This is a genomic window from Blastococcus sp. SYSU DS0617, assembly GCF_054051075.1.
In genome coordinates this window covers 81,357-100,915 of the sequence record NZ_JBJHAO010000006.1, presented here as the reverse complement: position 1 = coordinate 100,915, position 19,559 = coordinate 81,357, and the positions used below count along the sequence as shown (strand labels likewise).

Annotated in this window: 18 protein-coding genes; 10 read left to right on the top strand and 8 right to left on the bottom strand. The window is 73.4% G+C overall.

The window, feature by feature from the left end; genetic code table 11:
• The first annotated feature begins 54 nt into the window (after window positions 1-54).
• From ACI793_RS09125 to ACI793_RS09090, 8 genes are all read left to right on the top strand, one after another.
• Window positions 55-1,308 (top strand): ROK family transcriptional regulator, encoded by a 1,254-nt coding sequence (locus ACI793_RS09125; RefSeq protein ID WP_456606060.1) that lies wholly within the window; start codon window positions 55-57, stop codon window positions 1,306-1,308.
• A gap of 46 nt (window positions 1,309-1,354) precedes the next feature.
• Window positions 1,355-2,515, top strand: a complete 1,161-nt coding sequence (gene xylA / locus ACI793_RS09120; RefSeq protein WP_456606059.1) for a xylose isomerase — start codon at window positions 1,355-1,357, stop codon at window positions 2,513-2,515.
• 113 nt (window positions 2,516-2,628) lie between these two features.
• Entirely contained in the window at window positions 2,629-3,795 is a 1,167-nt protein-coding gene (locus ACI793_RS09115) for an ROK family protein (protein ID WP_456606058.1), read from the top strand.
• A 196-nt stretch (window positions 3,796-3,991) separates the two neighbouring features.
• A complete protein-coding gene (locus ACI793_RS09110; protein WP_456606057.1) occupies window positions 3,992-5,575 on the top strand; it encodes a sugar ABC transporter ATP-binding protein in 1,584 nt (527 codons plus the stop codon).
• Entirely contained in the window at window positions 5,572-6,750 is a 1,179-nt protein-coding gene (locus ACI793_RS09105) for an ABC transporter permease (protein WP_456606056.1), read from the top strand. The genes ACI793_RS09110 and ACI793_RS09105 overlap by 4 nt, the downstream gene beginning before the upstream one ends.
• Before the next feature lie 144 nt (window positions 6,751-6,894).
• Window positions 6,895-7,947 (top strand): substrate-binding domain-containing protein, encoded by a 1,053-nt coding sequence (locus ACI793_RS09100; protein WP_456606055.1) that lies wholly within the window; start codon window positions 6,895-6,897, stop codon window positions 7,945-7,947.
• 70 nt (window positions 7,948-8,017) lie between these two features.
• Window positions 8,018-9,196 (top strand): Gfo/Idh/MocA family protein, encoded by a 1,179-nt coding sequence (locus ACI793_RS09095; protein ID WP_456606054.1) that lies wholly within the window; start codon window positions 8,018-8,020, stop codon window positions 9,194-9,196.
• A 90-nt stretch (window positions 9,197-9,286) separates the two neighbouring features.
• On the top strand, window positions 9,287-10,294 hold the full coding sequence (locus ACI793_RS09090) for a sugar phosphate isomerase/epimerase family protein (RefSeq protein WP_456606053.1): 1,008 nt from the start codon (window positions 9,287-9,289) through the stop codon (window positions 10,292-10,294).
• A 104-nt stretch (window positions 10,295-10,398) separates the two neighbouring features.
• Here the strand turns inward: ACI793_RS09090 and ACI793_RS09085 are convergent, their stop codons facing one another.
• From ACI793_RS09085 to ACI793_RS09065, 5 genes are all read right to left on the bottom strand, one after another.
• On the bottom strand, window positions 10,399-10,833 hold the full coding sequence (locus tag ACI793_RS09085) for a hypothetical protein (protein ID WP_456606052.1): 435 nt from the start codon (window positions 10,831-10,833) through the stop codon (window positions 10,399-10,401).
• Window positions 10,833-11,318, bottom strand: coding sequence for a cupredoxin domain-containing protein (locus ACI793_RS09080; RefSeq protein ID WP_456606051.1), 486 nt, complete (start codon window positions 11,316-11,318; stop codon window positions 10,833-10,835). Before ACI793_RS09080 ends, ACI793_RS09085 begins: the two co-directional genes overlap by 1 nt.
• A 140-nt stretch (window positions 11,319-11,458) precedes the next feature.
• Complete coding sequence (locus ACI793_RS09075; protein WP_456606050.1) at window positions 11,459-11,983, bottom strand: hypothetical protein; 525 nt, start codon at window positions 11,981-11,983, stop codon at window positions 11,459-11,461.
• A gap of 143 nt (window positions 11,984-12,126) precedes the next feature.
• On the bottom strand, window positions 12,127-13,740 hold the full coding sequence (locus ACI793_RS09070) for a DEAD/DEAH box helicase (protein ID WP_456606049.1): 1,614 nt from the start codon (window positions 13,738-13,740) through the stop codon (window positions 12,127-12,129).
• Between the two features lie 260 nt (window positions 13,741-14,000).
• Window positions 14,001-14,837 (bottom strand): helix-turn-helix domain-containing protein, encoded by an 837-nt coding sequence (locus tag ACI793_RS09065; RefSeq protein ID WP_456606048.1) that lies wholly within the window; start codon window positions 14,835-14,837, stop codon window positions 14,001-14,003.
• 38 nt (window positions 14,838-14,875) lie between these two features.
• On the opposite strand from ACI793_RS09065, the gene ACI793_RS09060 reads away from it, so the two are divergent.
• Together ACI793_RS09060 and ACI793_RS09055 are read left to right on the top strand one after the other, a co-directional pair.
• Window positions 14,876-15,421 carry a maleylpyruvate isomerase family mycothiol-dependent enzyme gene (locus tag ACI793_RS09060; protein WP_456606047.1) on the top strand — a complete coding sequence of 182 codons (546 nt, stop codon included), beginning with the start codon at window positions 14,876-14,878 and terminating at the stop codon, window positions 15,419-15,421.
• Between the two features lie 73 nt (window positions 15,422-15,494).
• Entirely contained in the window at window positions 15,495-15,770 is a 276-nt protein-coding gene (locus tag ACI793_RS09055) for a hypothetical protein (protein ID WP_456606046.1), read from the top strand.
• Window positions 15,771-15,788: 18 nt separating this feature from the next.
• Here the strand turns inward: ACI793_RS09055 and ACI793_RS09050 are convergent, their stop codons facing one another.
• Genes ACI793_RS09050 through ACI793_RS09040 form a run of 3 tightly spaced genes read right to left on the bottom strand, consistent with a single transcriptional unit; the run spans window position 15,789 to window position 19,459 of the window.
• A complete protein-coding gene (locus ACI793_RS09050) occupies window positions 15,789-17,426 on the bottom strand; it encodes a GMC family oxidoreductase (protein ID WP_456606045.1) in 1,638 nt (545 codons plus the stop codon).
• Window positions 17,423-18,976, bottom strand: coding sequence for an aldehyde dehydrogenase family protein (locus ACI793_RS09045; RefSeq protein ID WP_456606044.1), 1,554 nt, complete (start codon window positions 18,974-18,976; stop codon window positions 17,423-17,425). The genes ACI793_RS09050 and ACI793_RS09045 overlap by 4 nt, the downstream gene beginning before the upstream one ends.
• A 45-nt stretch (window positions 18,977-19,021) precedes the next feature.
• Entirely contained in the window at window positions 19,022-19,459 is a 438-nt protein-coding gene (locus tag ACI793_RS09040) for an ATP-binding protein (RefSeq protein WP_456606043.1), read from the bottom strand.
• Window positions 19,460-19,559: the final 100 nt, after the last annotated feature.

Genomic DNA, 19,559 nt, shown 5'->3' with positions numbered 1-19,559 from the left:
ATTTGTTGATCCGACCGACGAATTGCTCGCGACGGAGCGACAGGGGGCTGGGCCGTGACCGCTGCGCGTCCCGTTGCCCATGGCGTCGCCGGTCGCGGGGCGCCCGCCGACCAGGCCGCCGTCCGCCGCGGCAACCTCGGCCGGGTCCTGCGCCTCCTGCGGGACGAGGGGCCGCGCTCGCGGGCGCGGATCGCCGAGCAGACCGGCCTCAACAAGGCCACCGTGTCCAGCCTCGTCGCGGAGCTCGCCGATCGCGGCCTGGTCACCACCGGGGACGTCCACCGGGGCGGGTCCGTCGGCCGGCCGGGGCTGCTCGTCCAGCTCGACGGGCGGTCGGTCTGCGCGATCGGGGTGGAGCTCAACGTCGACTTCGTCGCGGTCCTGGTGCTCGACCTCCGCGGCGACGTCCTCCTCCAGCACCGGGAGGCCCTCGACGTCCCCGCGCTCGGCCCGGAGGCCACGCTCGACGAGGTGGCGCGGCTCGTGCAGCAGGCGCGGGACGCGGTGGAGGACGCCGTGCCCGTCGGGCTGACCGTCGCCGTCCCGGGCCTGGTCCGCAGCGTCGACGGCGTCGTCACCCTCGCGCCCAACCTCGGCTGGCGCGACGTGCCGGTGCTCGAGGAGCTGACCGCCCGCATCGGGCCGGGCTGCCCGGTGCGCGTGGAGAACGACGCCAACCTGTCGGCGATCGCGGAGTGGGCGTCGGGCCCCGAGGCGCGCACGCCCGATCTGGTCTACCTGACCGGTGAGGTCGGCGTCGGGGGCGGGCTGATCGTCGACGGGCGGCTGTTGCGCGGGACGGCGGGTCTCTCCGGGGAGGTCGGGCACACCCCGCTGGGCGACCCGGACGTCGTCTGCGGCTGCGGCCGGCGTGGCTGCTGGGAGACCGCGGTCGGCCTCGGCGCACTGCTGCGCGCCGCCGCGGATCCGGGCGACCCGGTGCGCGACGCCACCCGCGACCTGGAGCTCCGGCTGGCGGAGATCGCCGCCCGTGCCGAGGCAGGCGACCGGCGCACCCTCGACGCGCTGGCCCAGGTCGGCCGCGCGCTGGGCACGGGCGCCGCGGTGCTCATCAACCTGGTCAACCCCGCCGTCGTGCTGCTCGGTGGCTACTTCGCCGTCCTCGGGCGGTTCCTCGTCGAGCCCATGACCGCCGAGCTGCAGGACCGCGTGTTCGGGCCCGATCTCGCCGGCGCCCGGATCGTGCTCTCCGGCCTCGGCTTCACCGCGGCCGTCCGCGGCGGCGCGCACGTCGCCCTGGAGACCGTCTTCGACGACCCCACCCGCGTTCCGCCGCGCGCCGCCTGACCCCACACCCCAGACCGAACCGCTGCACACCCGGACGGAGATCCTCATGACCGACTACACCCCGACCAAGGACGACAGGTTCAGCTTCGGCCTCTGGACCGTGGGCTGGCAGGGCGTCGACGTCTTCGGCGGTGCCGTGCGCCCCCTCCTGGACCCGGTCGAGGCCGTGCACCGGCTGGCCGAGCTGGGTGCCGCCGCGGTCACCTTCCACGACGACGACCTGGTCCCCGACGACGCGACCCGCGACGCCACGCTCCGGCGCTTCACCGCCGCCCTGGAGGAGACGGGGATGGGCGTGGAGATGGCCACCACCAACCTCTTCGGGGCGCCGGTGTTCAAGGACGGCGGCTTCACCGCGAACGACCGCGCCGTCCGCCGCTACGCGATCGCCAAGGTGCTGCGCAACATCGACCTGGCCGCCGAGCTGGGCGCGCGGACCTACGTGCTGTGGGGTGGCCGGGAAGGCGCGGAGTCCGGTGGCAGCAAGGACGTCGCCGCCGCGCTGGACCGCTACAAGGAGGCCCTGGACCTCCTCTGCGCCTACGTCCGCGACCAGGGTTACGACATCCGGTTCGCTCTCGAGCCCAAGCCCAACGAGCCGCGCGGCGACATCCTGCTGCCCTCGATCGGTCACGCGCTCGCATTCATCGACGAGCTCGACGAGCCCGATCGCGTGGGCCTGAACCCGGAGGTCGGGCACGAGGAGATGGCCGGGCTCAACTTCGCGCAGGGCATCGCCCAGGCGCTGTGGCACGACAAGCTCTTCCACATCGACCTCAACGGCCAGCACGGCCCGCGCTTCGACCAGGACCTGCGCTTCGGGGCCGGCAACCTGCGCGGCGCCTTCTGGACCGTGGACACGATGCTGGGCTCGGGCACGGGCAAGGCCTACGACGGCTACGTCCACTTCGACTACAAGCCGCCGCGGACCGAGGACATCGAGGGCGTGTGGGAGACCGCGCGGGCCTGCATGCGCAACTACCTGATCCTGCGGGACAAGGTCCGGGCCTTCCGCGCCGACCCCGAGGTCGCGGCGGCGCTGGAGGCGGCCAAGGTCGCCGAGCTCGCCGTCCCGACCCTGGCCGACGGCGAGTCGCTCGACGTGCTCCGGAACGAGCCGCACGACCCGGTCGCCCTCGGCGAGCGCGGCCTGCAGTTCGAGCGGCTGGACCAGCTGGCGATGGAGCACCTGCTCGGCGTCCGCTGACGCGGGTGCGCTGACCGAGGGGCCGGGGAGGGCGTACCCCGGCCCCTCGCAGCCGTGCCCCGATCGGATGCGAGGGGATCTGCGAGCACGGCGCGCCGTGCCACTATGACGGCGTGGCGTCCACCTCCGCGTCGGCCGGCGCACTGCTGCGGCACGTGCGCACCGGTCGTGCGCGGAGCCGCGCGGACCTGGTGGCGCTCACCGGGGCGTCCCGCAACACGGTCAGCGCACGGGTGGACCAGCTCATCGCGGCGAACCTCCTCGAGGAGGGCGGCCGGGGCTGGAGCACCGGCGGCCGCCCCCCGACGCTGCTGCAGTTCAACAGCCGGGCCGGGTGCGTCCTGGCCGTGGACCTGGGTGCGAGCAGCGTCGACGTCGCCGTCACCGACCTCTCGGCCCGGATCCTGGCCACCGTCGGGCATCCCATCGACATCGCCGACGGCCCCGGCCCGGTGCTCGCCGAGGTCGACCGGCTGGCGCAGAAGGTGCTGGCCGAGGCCGGTCTGACCGACGCCGACGTGTGCGCGGTCGGCGTCGGCGTGCCGGGGCCCGTGGAGTTCTCGACCGGGCGGCCCTCCTACCCGCCGATCATGCCGGGCTGGCACGACTTCCCGGTCCCGAGCGCGTTCGGCCGGTACGAGTGCCCGGTCTACGTGGACAACGACGTCAACGTCATGGCCCTGGGCGAGATCGGCGCCGCGGGGTCGGTGCAGGACCTGCTCGTGGTCAAGGTGGGCACCGGCATCGGGTGCGGTGTGATCGTCGAGGGCCGCGTCTACCGCGGGGCGCAGGGCAGCGCCGGCGACATCGGGCACATCTACGTCGGCCAGCCCGACGGCCGCACTGTCGGCTGCCGCTGCGGCCAGGACAACTGCCTCGAGGCCATCGCCGGGGGGCAGGCGATCCTCCGCGACGCCCGGGCAGCAGGTCTGGCCGTCGAGACGGTGCGGGACGTCGTCCAGCTGGCCGCCCATGGCGACGGCGCCGCGCTGGAGCTGGTCCGCGGGGCCGGTCGCACCATCGGCACGGTGCTCGCGGCGCTGGTCAACTTCTTCAACCCGCACCGGATCGTGATGACCGGTGGTGTGGCGCGGGCCGGGGTGCCGCTGCTGGCGGGCATCCGCGAGGCGGTCTACCAGCGGTCGATGCCGCTCGCGGCCCGGGCGCTGGAGATCACCGTGAGCGAGGCGCCCGACCTGTCGGGCCGCGTCGGCGCGGCCCGCATGGCGATCGAGGAGTTCCTGGACGAGGACTCCGTCGCGGCGCTCGCCGAGCGCTGACCGTCGCCGGCCTGCCCTCCGGCGGGGCCGGGGCCTGCGGCGCCGACCGGTTTCCGGGTCGTTCTCGTTGCGCCCGCATCTCAGTTCGGTAACCACCGCGCCCGCGGCCCTTGACCTCCTGTGACCCCCCTCATACGTTGCTGCCTCAGCAGACTAATGATCAGTGATGAGCAAAAGTCCACGAGGGGAACGACGCGTGACCGAACCGGATCGCCCGGCCGCGGGGGGCACCCCGCTGCTGGAGATGCACGGCATCGTCAAGACGTTCCCTGGGGTGCGCGCCCTCGACGGCGTCGACCTCGACGTGCGCGCGGGTGAGGTCCACTGCCTGCTCGGCCAGAACGGCGCGGGCAAGTCGACGCTGATCAAGGTGCTGGCCGGTGCGCACCAGCCCGACGCGGGCCGGATCACCTGGCGCGGGGACGAGGTGCGCCTCGGCAGCCCGCAGGCGGCCATGGGCCTCGGTATCGCGACGATCTACCAGGAGCTCGACCTGGTGCCCGGGCTGACCGTGTCCGACAACATCTTCCTGGGTCGCGAGCAGTCGCGGTTCGGCGTGAACCTCCCGTCGGTGGCCAACCGGGCCGCGTCCGAGCTCCTGAACCGCCTCGGCCACCCGGAGATCCGGCCTTCCGCCGAGGTCGGCTCGTTGTCGGCCGCCTCGCAGCAGATGGTCAGCATCGCCCGCGCGCTCTCGCAGGACGCGAAGCTGATCGTGATGGACGAACCGTCGGCCGTCCTGGACAACGAGGAGGTCGAGCGGCTGTTCGCCGTCGTCCGCGACCTCACCGCCCACGACGTGGCCGTCGTCTACATCTCCCACCGGCTGGAGGAGATCCGCCAGATCGGCGACCGGATCACCGTCCTCAAGGACGGCGCCACCGTGGCCACCGGGCTGCCCGCCCGGGAGACGCCGACGGGGGAGGTCATCACGCTGATGACCGGCCGGACCATCGAGTACGTCTTCCCCGAGCGCCAGGCCGAGGTCTCCCGCGACGAGGCCCCGCTCCTGGAGGTCGAGGGGCTCGGCCTGCGCGGCAGCTTCTCCGACGTCTCGTTCGCCGTCCGCCCCGGAGAGATCGTCGGTCTGGCCGGGCTCGTGGGCGCGGGACGCTCCGAGATCCTGGAGACCGTCTTCGGCGCCCGGCGGGCCACGGCCGGCACCGTCCGGGTGGGCGGCAAGCGGCTGCGCGGCGGGGACGTCGGCGGTGCGGTCGCCGCGGGCGTCGGCCTCGCGCCGGAGGAGCGCAAGAGCCAGGCGCTGCTGCTCGGCGACTCCGTCTACCGGAACATCAGCATCTCCAGCCTGGCGCGCTTCGCCCGGGGCGGCCTCCTCGCCCGCGGCGCCGAGCGGGCCGCGGCCGAGGAGCAGGTCCGGTCGCTGGACGTGCGCCCGGCCGACGTCGACCGCGAGGTGCGGACGCTGTCGGGCGGCAACCAGCAGAAGGTCGTCCTGGCCCGCTGGCTGCTGCGCGAGTGCCGGGTGCTGCTCCTCGACGAGCCCACCCGCGGGGTCGACGTCGGCGCGCGCTCGGAGATCTACGCGCTGGTGCGCGACCTGGCCGACCGCGGTGTGGCCGTCGTCGTGGTGTCCAGCGAGATCCCCGAGGTCCTCGGCCTGGCCGACCGGGTGCTGGTGATCGCCGACGGCGCGGTCGTCGCCGAGGAGCCGGCCGAGGCGCTCGACGAGCACCGCGTGCTCGACCTGGTCATGCGGGGGACCGGCCACCGGGGCGCCCCGCTTACCGCAACGACGCAGCACGAAGGGGACGTGGCATGAGCGGCAGCACCACGGCGACGACCGGAGGGGCGACGGATGTCTCCGCGCCCCCGGCCGGGGGCGCCCCCGAGAACGGCCGCGGGCCGGGCTTCATGTCGGGGCCGGTGGGCCGCAACCTCGGCCTGGTCGTCGCCCTGGCCATCCTGTGCGCGGTCGGCCTGATCACCGCGGGCGACCGCTTCGCCGACACCGACAACGTGCTCACGATCCTGCGGGGTGCCGCGGTCCTCGGCGTGGTCAGCGTCGGGATGACGTTCGTGATCATCGGCGGCGGCATCGACCTCTCGGTCGGCGCGCTGGTCGCGCTCTCCTCCATCTGGGCCACCACGCTGGCCACCCAGCAACTGGCCGAGGACATCCACTGGATCGTCATGGTGTTCACGGCGATCGTGGTCGGCAGCGCGGCCGGGCTCGTCAACGGCGTGGTGATCGCCTACGGCAAGCTCGCCGCCTTCATCGCCACCCTGGCCATGCTCACCGCGGCCCGTGGTCTGGCCGAGATCATCGCCAATCGGCGCACGCAGATCGTGCAGAGCACCGACTACCGCGACTTCTTCTCCGGCGACGTCCTCGGCATCCCCACCCTGGTGATCGTCTGGGCTCTGGTGGCGGCCGCCGGCTGGGTGCTGCTCAACCGGACGACGTTCGGCCGGCGCACGTTCGCCGTCGGCGGCAACTCCGAGGCCGCCCGGCTGGCCGGCATCCGGGTCCAGCGGCACACCGTGAAGCTCTACGTGCTCTCCGGCGTCACCTGCGGCATCGCGGCCGCGATGATCATGGGCCGCACGACGACCGGCAGCTCCACCCACGGCACGCTGCTCGAGCTGGAGGCCATCGCCGCGGTCGTCATCGGCGGCACGCTGCTGATCGGCGGCCGCGGCACCATCGTCGGCACCGTCCTCGGCGTCCTGATCTTCCAGACGCTCGACAACATCTTCACCCTGAACAACCTGTCCAGCTCGGCCCAGGCCGTCGCCCAGGGCGTGATCATCGTGCTCGCCGTCCTGCTCCAGCAGCGGGTGGCCACCGGCGGCTTCAGCTTCCGCCGGTCCGGCGGTGCAGCCGCGTCGTCGGGCGGGGGCGTCGTCCAGGGCGCACCCGCGGGAGCGGTCTCCGGCGGCACCAGCGACCCGCGCGGCCCCGGCGGCGCCCGGCCCGGGACTCCCACGACCTGACCGGGGTGCGGCGCCTCTTCCCGCCGCACCCCGGCCAGCACCACCCCGGCGGGCTCCCGTCCGCCGGACCCGCACCCCGTACGTCCGACAAGCCCGACGACCTGGCGGTCCAGCCAGGGAGGCGAAACCCCCGAGGAGATCTCCATGTCTGCAGCGAGGCAGCGTCCCTTCCGCCGGATGACCTACACCGCGGTCGCCCTGATGAGCGCCGGCGCCCTGGCCGCCGGTTGCACCAGCAACGAGCCGGAGAACTCGGGCGGCGGGGGCGGCAACGCCGCCGCCAGCGACAACGACGAGGCGGGCGAGGACGTCGTCATCGGCTTCTCGGCGCCGGCGGCCGACCACGGCTGGATGGCCGGCATCACCGAGGCCGCCCGCGCGGTCGACGACGAGTACGACGACGTGGAGCTCCGGGTCGCCGAGGGCACCAACGACGTCGGCACCCAGATCAGCCAGGTCGAGACCTTCATCAACGACGGCGTCGACGCCATCGTGCTGCTGCCCTTCGACGGCGACGCCTTGACGCAGGTCGCCCTCCAGGCGATGGAGGCCGGCATCCCGGTCATCAACGTCGACCGCGAGTTCAACAGCCCGTTCGCCGCCCGCGCCACGATCCTGGGCGACAACTACGGCATGGGCGTCTCGGCCGGCACCTACATCTGCGAGGAGCTGGGCGACGAGCCCGACGCCGTCATCGCCGAGATCGCCGGCATCGACTCGCTGCCCCTGACCCAGGACCGCAGCCAGGGCTTCGCCGACGCGCTGGCCGACTGCGGCCTCGAGGTGAGCAACCGCGTCGCGGCCGAGTTCACGGTCGAGTCCGGTGAGGCCGAGGCGGCCAACCTGCTCCAGGCCGCCCCGGAGATCGACGCCATCTGGAACCACGACGACGACCAGGGCGTCGGCGTCCTGGCTGCGATCGAGAACGCCGGCCGGGACGAGTTCTTCATGGTCGGCGGTGCCGGCTCGGCGAACGCCATGCGCTCCATCCAGGACGGCGACTCCGTGCTGCAGGCCACCGTCATCTACCCGCACACCCAGGCGGCCGACGGCGTCCGGCTGGCCCGCCTGATCGCCCAGGGCAAGGGCATGTCCGACCTGAACTCGCAGGGCGTGCCGCGGGAGATCGTGCTGAACGCGCCGGTGGTCACCGCCGAGAACGTCGACGAGTTCATCGACGCCGCGTTCGAGTCCTGACCGACTGACACGGAGCCGCCGGGTGGGTGCTCCCACCCGCCCGGCGGCTCCGCTCCACCCAGGAGCCTCCATGACCCGCACGCTCGGCACGCCTCCCCTCCGTGTGGCCCTGATCGGCTACGCCTTCATGGGCGCCGCCCACTCCCAGGCCTGGCGGACCGCCCCCCACTTCTTCGACCTCCCGCTCCTGCCGGACCTGACCGTGCTGGCCGGTCGCGACGCGACCCGCGTGGCCGAGGCCGCGGACAAGCTGGGCTGGTCGTCCACCGAGACCGACTGGCGCCGCGTGCTGGAGCGCGACGACGTCGACCTGGTCGACGTCTGCACCCCCGGCGACACCCACGCCGAGATCGCGATCGCCGCGCTCGAGGCCGGCAAGCACGTGCTGTGCGAGAAGCCGCTGGCCAACTCGGTCGCGGAGGCCGAGGCGATGGCCGACGCCGCGGCGAAGGCCGCCACCCGCGGCGTCCGTTCGATGGTCGGGTTCACCTATCGCCGGGTGCCGGCGATCGGGCTGGCCCGTCAGCTCGTCGCCGACGGCCGGCTCGGCGACATCCGGCACGTGCGGGCGCAGTACCTGCAGGACTGGATCGCCGACCCGACCGCGCCGATGTCCTGGCGGCTGGACAAGCAGAAGGCCGGGTCGGGGGCGCTGGGCGACATCGGCGCGCACATCGTCGACCTGACCCAGCACATCACCGGTCAGCGGCTCACCGGCGTCAGCGCGATGCTGGAGACCTTCGTGAAGGAGCGCCCGCTGCCGTCGGCCGCCGGCTCGCTGTCCGGCGTCGCGGGGGAGGGGACCGGCACGGTCACGGTCGACGACGCCGCGGTGTTCCTGGGCCGCTTCACCGGCGGTGCGCTGGCCAGCTTCGAGGCGACCCGGTTCGCCCTCGGCCGCAAGAACGCCATCCGGATCGAGATCAACGGCTCCCGCGGCAGCCTGGCGTTCGACTTCGAGGACATGAACGTCCTGCACTTCTTCGACGGCGACGAGCCGGCCGAGACCGCGGGCTTCCGCCGCATCGTGGTCACCGAGCCCGGCCACCCCTACGTCGGCAACTGGTGGCCGGCCGGGCACGGGCTGGGGTACGAGCACGGCTTCACCCACCAGGTCGTCGACCTGGTGACCGCCATCGCGGAGGACGAGGATCCGGCGCCGTCGTTCGCCGACGGGCTGCAGGTGCAACGGGTGCTCGACGCGGTCGAGCGCAGCGCCGCGGACAACTCCGCCTTCACCGAGATCTAGTCGAAGGACCTCGTCCTCCCCACCACTCGCAGGCTCGCGGCGGTGCCCGGGACGAGGCCGACAGAAGAATCGAAGAGAGGACCCTTCCTGATGCCCCGTCCCGTCACGCTGTTCACCGGCCAGTGGGCCGACCTGCCGTTCGAGGAGGTGTGCCGGCTGGCCTCCGGGTGGGGCTACGACGGCCTGGAGATCGCCTGCTGGGGCGACCACCTCGACGTCGAGCGCGCCGCGAACGACGACTCGTACGTGGCCGAGCGCCTCGCGCTGCTGGAGAAGTACGGCCTGAAGGTGTGGGCCATCTCCAACCACCTCAACGGCCAGGCGGTCTGCGACGACCCCATCGACGAGCGGCACCGCGGCATGGTGCACCCGCGCGTGTGGGGCGACGGCGACCCCGAGGGCGTCCGGCAGCGGGCGGCCGAGGAGATGAAGCTGACGGCGCGGGCGGCCCGCAAGCTGGGTGTCGACGTCGTCGTCGGGTTCACCGGGTCGAAGATCTGGAAGACCGTGGCGATGTTCCCGCCGGTGCCCGAGTCGATGATCGAGGACGGCTACCGCGACTTCGCCGACCGCTGGAACCCCATCCTCGACGTCTTCGACGAGGTGGGTGTGAAGTTCGCGCACGAGGTGCATCCGAGCGAGATCGCCTACGACTACTGGACGACCGTCCGCACGATGGAGGCCATCGGGCACCGCGAGGCGTTCGGGCTGAACTGGGACCCGTCGCACTTCGTGTGGCAGGACCTGGACCCGGTCTCGTTCATCTGGGACTTCAAGGACCGGATCTACCACGTCGACTGCAAGGACGCGAAGAAGCAGGTGGGCAACGGCCGCAACGGCCGGATGGGCTCGCACCTGCCGTGGGCCGACCCGCGCCGCGGCTGGGACTTCGTCTCCACCGGGCACGGCGACGTCCCGTGGGAGGCGTGCTTCCGGATGCTCAACACGATCGGCTACGACGGCCCGATCTCGATCGAGTGGGAGGACGCCGGCATGGACCGCCTGGTCGGCGCGCCCGAGGCGCTGGAGTTCGTGCGCCGGCTGGCCTTCGACCCGCCGGCCGCGGCGTTCGACGCCGCCTTCGCCAGCGGCAACTGACCCCGCCACCTCTCGCTGGGATCAGGGAACCTGATCCCAGCGCGTCCTCCCTCACGGTGTGCGGTGAGGGAGGACGCGCCACGGCGAGGGAGGAGGGGCGGGTGTCAGCCTTCGCGATCCGGCTGGCGGCGTCCACGCCACGCCAGGACGGCGAGGCCGGTGAGGACGACGACGGCCGCCGCCTCCACCCAGAAGGACGTCCACCAGTACGGGGCCAGCGTGGACTCCACGAAGCCGAACAGCCCCACCGTGGTGGAGAGGATCAGCGCCGCCAACGAGCCGAGGGCGAAGGCGGCGCCGGCGGCGGCGGCCCACGGCAGCAGCCGGCGCGGTGCCAGGAGGACGGCGGCCGCGCCGAGCACGCCCAGCACCGTCTGGAGCAGGAACGCCGGCCCGATGACGTCGATGTCGCGGTACCCCTGCCGCCACAGGTAGCCGTGGATGACCGCGACGGCGACCAGCAGCGCCGCCCCGACGACGCGGAGCACGGTGGCCGCGGCCCCGGACCGCTGCTGCGGTTCGACGATGGTGGCGTGCATCAGGTGACCGTCACCGTGATCTCCATGCCCATCGACCGGTGGCCGCCGACGGAGCAGTAGAAGACGTACTCGCCGGGCTCCAGCGTGACCGCCAGCGTCTCGGAACCGCCGGGGCTGAGGACCTCGGTGGCGGCGACGTCCTCCCCGTCCCGCTCGACGACCAGGTCGTGGGACGCGCCGCCGTCGTTGGTCACCTCGAACTCGTACTCGCCGGCGGCCAGTTCGGTCTCCGGGAGCTCGATGCCGAAGTCGACCAGCGAGGCGGTGGCGGTTGTGGTCCGCGCGTCCGCCTCCGCCGCTGCGGACGGCGAACCGCCGGCGGTCGAGGGCGCCGAGGCGCTCGTCTCTGGGGAGGCAGCCGCGGTGCCGGCGTCCTCGTCGGACCCCCCGCAGGCGGTCAGCGACAGCAGGCCGGCCAGCACGAGGGGCACTCCCCGCCGCGCTGCCCGTCGGGACAGGGATGGGATGCGGTGCGACAAGGTCACGGGACGTCCTCCTGGAGGGCGGCTGCGCCACCCGGCGGGCGGCGACGTGCCGGGTGCCGGTGCTGCACCGTTGCAGCACCGTGCGAGCCGGTCCTCCAGCGTTCGTTCCCGTGCGCGATCCGGATGCCTCCGGACCGGGCTCAGCGGCGGGCGGCGGCCTTCGCCTCGCGGCGGGCGTCCTTGGCGGCCAGCTTGGCCTGCTTGTCCGCCCGCTTGGTGGCCTTCTTGACCGTCACCCGGGGACGCCGCTCGATCAGCCCGCGGGTCATCAGCCCGATGCCGATGCCGACCAGCCAGCTGTCCTTGGCCAGCGACAGCCCCTGCTCGGTGGGGGCCAGGCTGTTCGGCTTCCGCATGCCCGGCGTCTTCAGGTAGAGCCCGAGCAGACCCCCGGAGAAGGCGGTCAGCGCGACGCCGGCGGTGAACGTGGGCACGAACGGGGTGAGCAGCGCCGCGCCGACGGCGATCTCGGCCGCGGACAGGCCCTGCACGAACTGCTGCGGCGGCACCTTCTTCAGGAAGGGGTAGGTGCCGGCGGCGAAGCCGTGCATGCCGGCCGCGGTCTCCTCGTCGACGGCGCGCTTGCCGAGCCCGCTGTTGAGGATGAACGCCCCGGCACTGATGCGGGGACCGATCTCGGGGAGGGTGATGGGCAGCTTCAGCATGGGGAGCCAGTGCCCAGCGCCCGTGCCGTCAATCGCACCGCCCGCCGCACGCTGGGATCAGGGGACCTGATCCCAGCGCGTCCTCCCTCACGGTGTGCGGTGAGGGAGGACGCGCGGCGGGAAGGGAGGAGACGCCGCGAGGGTCAGCGACCGCCGCGACGCGAGCGCGAGCTGAAGGAGGCGGCCGACGACGAGCCGGCGCGGGCGGCCAGCTCGGCCCGGGTGCGTGCCGGGCCCGACGGGCGACCGCCACCGCCCGATCCGCCCGAGCCACCCCGACCGCCGGAGGCAGCGGGCTTGGCCGAGGAAGTACCGGTGCCCGAGCCGCCGCGACGACGGCGTCCGCCACCGGAGCCCTGCGGCTGCTGCTCCACCACGGGAGCCGGCTCGACGTAGGGCGCCGGCGGGCCGGCGAGCTCCTCGAGCAGCGGTGCGCCCGGCGCGACCTGGCTGACCCGCGGGTTGATGCCGGCCTGGCGGGTCAGGGTGCGCACCTCGCCGACCATGTCCGGGGTCGTGATGGTGACGACGGTGCCGCCGGCGCCGGCGCGGGCGGTGCGGCCCGACCGGTGCAGGTAGGCCTTGTGCTCCGTCGGCGGGTCGACGTGCACGACCAGCGCCACGTCGTCCACGTGGATGCCGCGGGCGGCGATGTCGGTCGCGCACATGACCCGGCTGGTGCCGTTGCTGAACGCCTCGAGGTTGCGCTCGCGGGCGTTCTGGCTGAGGTTGCCGTGCAGGTCGACGGCGGGGATGCCCGACGCGGTGAGCTGCTTGGCCAGCTTCTTGGCCTGGTGCTTGGTGCGGGTGAACAGCACGCTGCGGCCCAGGCCCGCGGCGAGCTGGCGCACGACCTCGGACTTGTCGGCGGTCTGCACGTGGAAGACGTGGTGCGTCATGGTGCTGACCGGGGCGACGGCGGGGTCGACCGAGTGCGTCGTCGGGTTGGTCAGGTACCGCTTGACCAGCACGTCGACGCCGTTGTCCAGCGTGGCGGAGAAGAGCATCCGCTGGCCGACCTTCGGGGTGCGGTCCATGATCCGCTTGACGCCGGGGAGAAAGCCGAGGTCGGCCATGTGGTCGGCCTCGTCGAGGATGGTGACCTCGATGGCGCCGAGGTCGCAGTGGCCCTGCTGGATGAGGTCCTCGAGCCGGCCGGGGCAGGCGATGACGACGTCGACACCCTGGGCCAGCGCCTGGACCTGCGGGTTCTGGCCGACGCCACCGAAGATCGTGGTGGTGCGCATGCCCAGCGCGCGGGCCATCGGGTCGACGACGGCGGCGACCTGGTTGGCCAGCTCGCGGGTCGGGACCAGGATCAGCGAGCGCGGCCGCTTGGGCTGACGCTTGCTGTCCGAGGCGGCCAGGCGGGCGACCAGCGGGATGGAGAAGGCGAGGGTCTTGCCCGAGCCGGTGCGGCCGCGGCCGAGGACGTCGCGGCCGCCGAGGCTGTCGGGCAGCGTCGCGACCTGGATCGGGAACGGCGCGGTGATGCCGCTGGCCGACAGCACCTCGACCATCGGCGCGGGGACGCCGAGGGCTTCGAAGGTGGTGTCGGTCGGCAGCACGGTGGCGTCGGCCCCGACGGGGACGACGACCGGCCCTGGTGCCGCGAGGGGGGAGTGCTGCTGGGTGGCCTGCTGCTCGCCGGCCGGGCGCGAGCCGCGGCCGCGGCCGCCACGACGGCGACGGGGGCTTGGGGCGGTGGGAGAGTCGCCGGAGGAGGAGGCGGGGGAGTTGCTGATGCTGGAGGTCACGAGAGTCCTTCGACGTTCGGTGGCTGCACTCCACCTCGCGCACGCGAGCACCGGCACGACTGCACGGGGGCAGGGCGGGCTCGTATCGTCGGCGAGACGTCGGTCAGCCGGGCGCACCAAGGTGGCGCAGCCTCAGCCCGACGTCGATTCCTGCCGCTCCGGGTGAGCGAGGGCGGCGCCGGTATGTAGTACTCAACCAGACGCGCCGGTGATCTGGTCCCAGGCGCGGGGAGTGACAGGTCACATCGGGTGAGGCCGCGTCAGCGCTGCGGGGCGTGCAGGGACGCGAATTCGCGCGGCGTCATGCCGGTGACGGCGGAGAAGTCCCGGGAGAAGTGCGGCTGGTCGGCATACCCGAGCGCGGCCGCCACCTCGGCCAGCGACGTGCCGGAGGTGCGCAGCCGCTCGGCCGCCTCCTGCAGGCGCCGGCGCTGGATCAGCCACTTCGGGGTCAGCCCGATGCGCCGGTGCACCAGCCGCTGCAGGGCGCGCTCGGACAGGCCGAACTCCTCGCACACCTGAGCCACGCGGGTGACGTCGCCGCGGGACTCCACGAAGGCGACCAGGCGGTTGACCAGTTCGCCCTCCGCGTCCACCGGAAGGTAGGGGCGCAGCGCCTCGCCGAACGCGACGATCGCCGAGGCGTGGGCGGTCGGGTCGGCCGGGTCATCGGCCATCGCCGTCCGCACCCGGTCGGTGAGGATGCGCCCGGCGTCGCCCAGCACCTCGCCGACGTCGACGGCGCGGTCGGTGTACGCCGCCATCGGGACACCGGTGAGCAGGAACCCGGCCGACGGGGCGCAGGCGACCCCGACCGCCCAGCCGTCGCCGGTGAGCGTCGTCGTCGACAGCCCGGACACGACGCCGTAGAAGCGGGCGTAGTCCTGCGCGACGACGATCAGCGAGTTCGGGTACTGCAGCACCTTCTGCGGCGCCTCCTGCCCGGGCGGCACCGACCACACGGGGATCCAGAACCACTGCAGGAGGCCGGCGAACTCGTCCGCCGCCTCGTAGCGGTGCATGCGGTGGGAGGCGTCGCGCGGGTCCTTGAGGTGGGCGCGGGCGATGGCGCCCAGCCGCTCGCTGTCGGGTTTCATCAAGACGCAGCGTGCCGCAGTCGGGCAGGCTCCGGGCCATGAACGCGACCGCGACGTCCTACGAAGCCGCTCACAGCCCGCTGACCGCCGTCCTCGATGCGCTGCCCGCAGGCGCCTGGAGCGAGCCGTCCCCGTGCGAGGGCTGGTCGGCCGCCGACGTCGTGGCGCACCTGGTCGAGACCCAGCGCGACTTCCTCGGGCAGCGCGGCGTCGACCTGGGGCCGGCGCCCGACGTGGCGGCAGATCCCGCCGCGGCGTGGCGGGACCACGCGACGCGCGTGCGGGAGGCGCTCACCGACGACGTCGTCACGACGCCGTACGAGGGGTTCTTCGGGCCGAGCACGGTGGGTGCGACCTTCGAGCAGTTCTACGTGTGGGACATGCTCGTGCACCGCTGGGACGTCGCCCGCACCGCCGGGCTGGACGGCACGCTCACCGACGACGAGCTCGACCGCATCGAGCGCGGGATCGACGGGTTCGGGCCGGCGCTGTACATGGAGGGCATCTGCCGCGACGGCATCGAGCCGCCGCACGACGCCGACCGAGCCACCCGCCTGCTCGCCCGCCTCGGTCGCCGCGCCTGACCACGACCTCGTCGGGTCGAACCGGTGCAGGCGGGGACGGGCAGGATGGAGGAGTGACGGGCTCTGTGACCTCGTGTGGCCGTACTTCAGCCTCGACCTGCTCGGGCTGACGAAGGGCGGGGCCGAACGCCTGCTCGCCACCGCCCGGCAGGAGAACCTGGCTCTCAGCGGATCGATCATCGACCCGGAGCAGTGGTGGTCGACCAACATGGACCGCGCCACCGTCGAGCCGTTGGTGCACGCCTGGGAGGTGGCCTTGCAGACCGGGTCGCTCACCAGCGACGAGGCCGAGGTCGTGCGCCTCATGCTCGGGTCGGCGCGAGAGTGGCTCGCAGACTCCCGCACCTGAGCTGCCTGGCCCCTCCGCCTACCGGACGGCGGCGAGTTCCGGGTCGACGGTGCGGCCGCGGATCAGGTCGGCGGCGCGCTCGGCGATCATGATCGTCGGCGCGTTGGTGTTGCCGCGCACCAGCGTCGGCATGACCGAGGCGTCGACCACCCGCAGGCCCTCGATGCCGTGCACCCGCAGCTGCGGGTCGACGACGGCCATCTCGTCGGTGCCCATCCGGCACGACGACACCGGGTGGTACAGCGACTCGAGCGTCTCCCGAACCTTCGCGCGCAGCGCCTCGCGACCGGTCACAGCAGCGCCCGGCGACCACTCGTCGGCCAGCACCGACGCCAGCGGCCCGACCGACGCGATCTCGCGGGCCTTCTCCACCCCGCACACCAGCGCGTCCAGGTCGCGCTCATCGGTCAGGTAGCCGGCATCGATCGACGGCGCCCACGTCGGGTCGGCCGAGCGCAGCCGCACCGAACCTCGCGAGTGGACGTCCACCAGCACGATCGCGGCGGTGAACGCGTCGACGTCGGGGTCGACCTCGGCCTGCTTCCAGAACTTCACCGGCAGGAAGTGCATCTGCAGGTCGGGCTCGGCCAGGTCCGCCCGCGACCGGGTGAACAGCCCCGCCTCGGCCAGGTTCGACGTCAGCGGCCCGCGGCGCGCGCCGAACCACTTCGCGTAGCCCGACGGCGACTCCGCCCGGAACAGCGACTCGCCCGAGCGCACGTTCCAGACCACCGGCACCAGCGGGTGGTCCTGCAGTCCGGCGCCCACACCGGGCAGGTCGTGGACGACGTCGACGCCGACCTCGCGCAGGTGGTCGGCCGGGCCGATGCCCGACAGCATGAGCAGTTGCGGGGAGTTGACCGCTCCGCCCGACAGCACGACCTCGGCGGCGGCCCGGGCGGTGTGCAGCGAGCCGTTCCACCGGTACTCCACGCCGGTAGCGCGCCCACCGGAGACCAGTACCCGCGTGGTCAGTGCGCCGGTGAGCACGGTCAGGTTGGGCCGGTCCATCGCCGGGTGCAGGTAGGCGTCGGCGGACGACCAGCGCCGTCCCCGCTTCTGCGTGACCTGGTACTGCCCGACGCCCTCCTGCGCGGCGCCGTTGAAGTCGTCGTTGCGCGGATAGCCGGCCGCCACGGCCGACTCGACCACGGCCTTCGTCCAGGCGTGCGGCGAGCGCAGGTCCTCCACCCGCAGCGGGCCGCCCACCCCGTGCCACTCGTCGGCGCCGCGGGCGTTGTCCTCCATGCGCCGGAACAGCGGCAGCACGTGCTCGTAGGACCAGGAGTCGTCACCCGTCAGCGACGCCCACTCGTCGTAGTCGGCGCGGGCACCGCGGATGTAGATCATCGCGTTGATCGACGACGACCCGCCGAGCACCTTGCCGCGCGGCCAGAACAGCTTGCGGCCGTCGAGACCGGGCTGCGCCTCGGTCGTGTAGTTCCAGTCCCGCCGGGTGCGCCACACCTTGTAGAGCGCGGCGGGGATCTGCACCTCGAGCACCTTGTCCGAGCCGCCGGCCTCCAGCAGCAACACCCGCAGCGACGGGTCCTCGCTCAGCCGTCCCGCCAGCGCCGCCCCGGCCGAGCCGGCCCCGACCACGACGACGTCGTACTCGGCGGTCCCGTCCACCCGCCCGGCCCGCCCGCTGCTCACCGGTGCCGGCCGTGCAGCATGCCGATCACGCGGGCGAGCTGGTCGGCGGTGTTCGCCGGCCGGCGGAAGCTCATGGGGTTCGTCGGGAGGGCGAACCGCTGCCGGGTGATCGCCTTGGCGCGGGTGAACTCCTTGAGCCCGTCCTCGCCGTGGATGCGGCCGAAGCCGGAGTCGCCCACCCCGCCGAAGGGCAGGGCCGGCACCGAGGCGAAGGTCAGCACCGAGTTGATCGACGTCATGCCGCTGCGCATCCGGCGTGCGAGGTCCATCGCCCTGGTCTTCGAGCCCGAGAAGATCGAGCCGGCCAGGCCGTAGCTGGTGTCGTTGGCGCGGGCCAGGGCCTCCTCGGCGTCGCGGACCCGGGTGATGGTGAGCGTCGGCCCGAACGTCTCCTCGCGGATGGCGGCGGACTCCTCGGGGACGTCGAGCAGCACGGTGGGCGCCACATAGCCCTCACCGGGGAAGGCGTCGGCGTCGGTGCCGCCGGTGATCACCCGGGCGCCGTCCTTCGCGGCCTCCTGCACGTGCCGGCGCACGACGTCGATCTGCGACGGCATGGTCATCGGGCCGTAGGTGGCCTCGTCGTCGGAACCGGGCCGCAGCTCCCGCACCTGGGCGGTCACCTCGGCGACGAACCGGTCGTAGACCGCGTCGGTGGCGTAGACCCGCTCGACGCCGATGCAGGTCTGCCCGCCGTTGCTCATCGCGCCCCACACGGCGGCGTCGGCCGCGGCAACCACGTCGGCGTCGTCGTCGACGATCATGGCGTCCTTGCCGCCGAGCTCCATGAGCACCGGGGTGAGCGTCTCGGCGCAGGTGGCCATCACCTTCTTGCCGGTGGGGGCCGAGCCGGTGAAGGCGATCTTGCCGACGCCCGCGCGGCACAGCGCGGCGCCGGTGTCGCCGAAGCCGGTGACGACCTGGAAGGCGTCCGCGGCGTCGGGGACGGCGGCCCGCCAGGCGGCGGCCAGCCAGGCACCGACGGCCGGGGTGTGCTCCGAGGGCTTGAAGACGACGGCGTTGCCGGCGGCCAGGGCGTAGGCGATCGAGCCCATCGGCGTGAACACCGGGTAGTTCCACGGGCCGATGACGCCGACGACGCCCAGCGGCTGGTACTCGAGGTAGGCGGCGTGGTTGGCCGCGAGCATGCCCGAGCGCACCCGCCGGGGGCCGAGGGCCTTGCGGGCGTGACCGGCGGCCCAGGCCAGGTGGTCGATGGCCAGGCTGATCTCCAGGATCGCGTCGCCGTGCGGCTTGCCGTTCTCCCGGTGCACGAGGTCGGCCAGCTCGTGCAGCCGGCGGGCAAGGTAGCCGCGGTAGGCGTTCAGCCGCTGCCGGCGTCCGTCGAACCCGAGGCCGGCCCAGACCTCGGCCGCGGCGGAAGCCCGCGACACCGTCTCGCCCACGGCGTCCGCGTCGTGGACGGGGAAGACGCCGACGATCGCGCCAGTGGCGGGGGCCGTGGACTCGAACGTGCGGGAGGTGGCGTGCCGATCGACGCCGCCGGCGGCAGCGCCCGTGACCGTGTCCATCTCTTCGGCGAGCGACATGCGACGCAGGTTACCGGCGGGTTTCCCTGGGGAGCAGGGGAGCGGTCAGACCGCCGCGACGACGGCCCACGCGGTCTTCTGGCCCCGCCCGACGGTGGTCCAGCCGTGCCGTACCGAGAGGTCGGCCACGAGGTAGAGGCCGAAGCCACCCTTGCCCGGGTCGCGGCCCTGGGCGGGGGTCGGCGGGACGCCGGGCGCGGAGTCGCTCACGGCGACCAGCCACTCGTCGCCGGCCCGGCTGAGCGCGGCGGCCACTGGACCACCGCCGTGCCGGAGGGCGTTCGAGGCCAGTTCGTCGGCGATGAGGACGAGCCGCTCGGACCAGTGCTCCTCGGCGGGGCGCTCGACGGTGGGGCTCCCGGTCATGGTGGCGCGCAACCGCGCGCGCAGCGCGGCCAGCTCCGCGAGGGAGCCGAGGTCCTGGCACCACAGCTCGGTGAATCCGGACGGCAGGCGCGCGATCTCCCAGAGCCCCACCGTCACCGCCTTCCGAGCCTGCCGCGACCGGAGGTCGCCCGTCGGGGACCCCGTGCCCGATCCCCGGAGGCGTCAACCCACGAGTCACCCGGAGGGGGTGGACGGA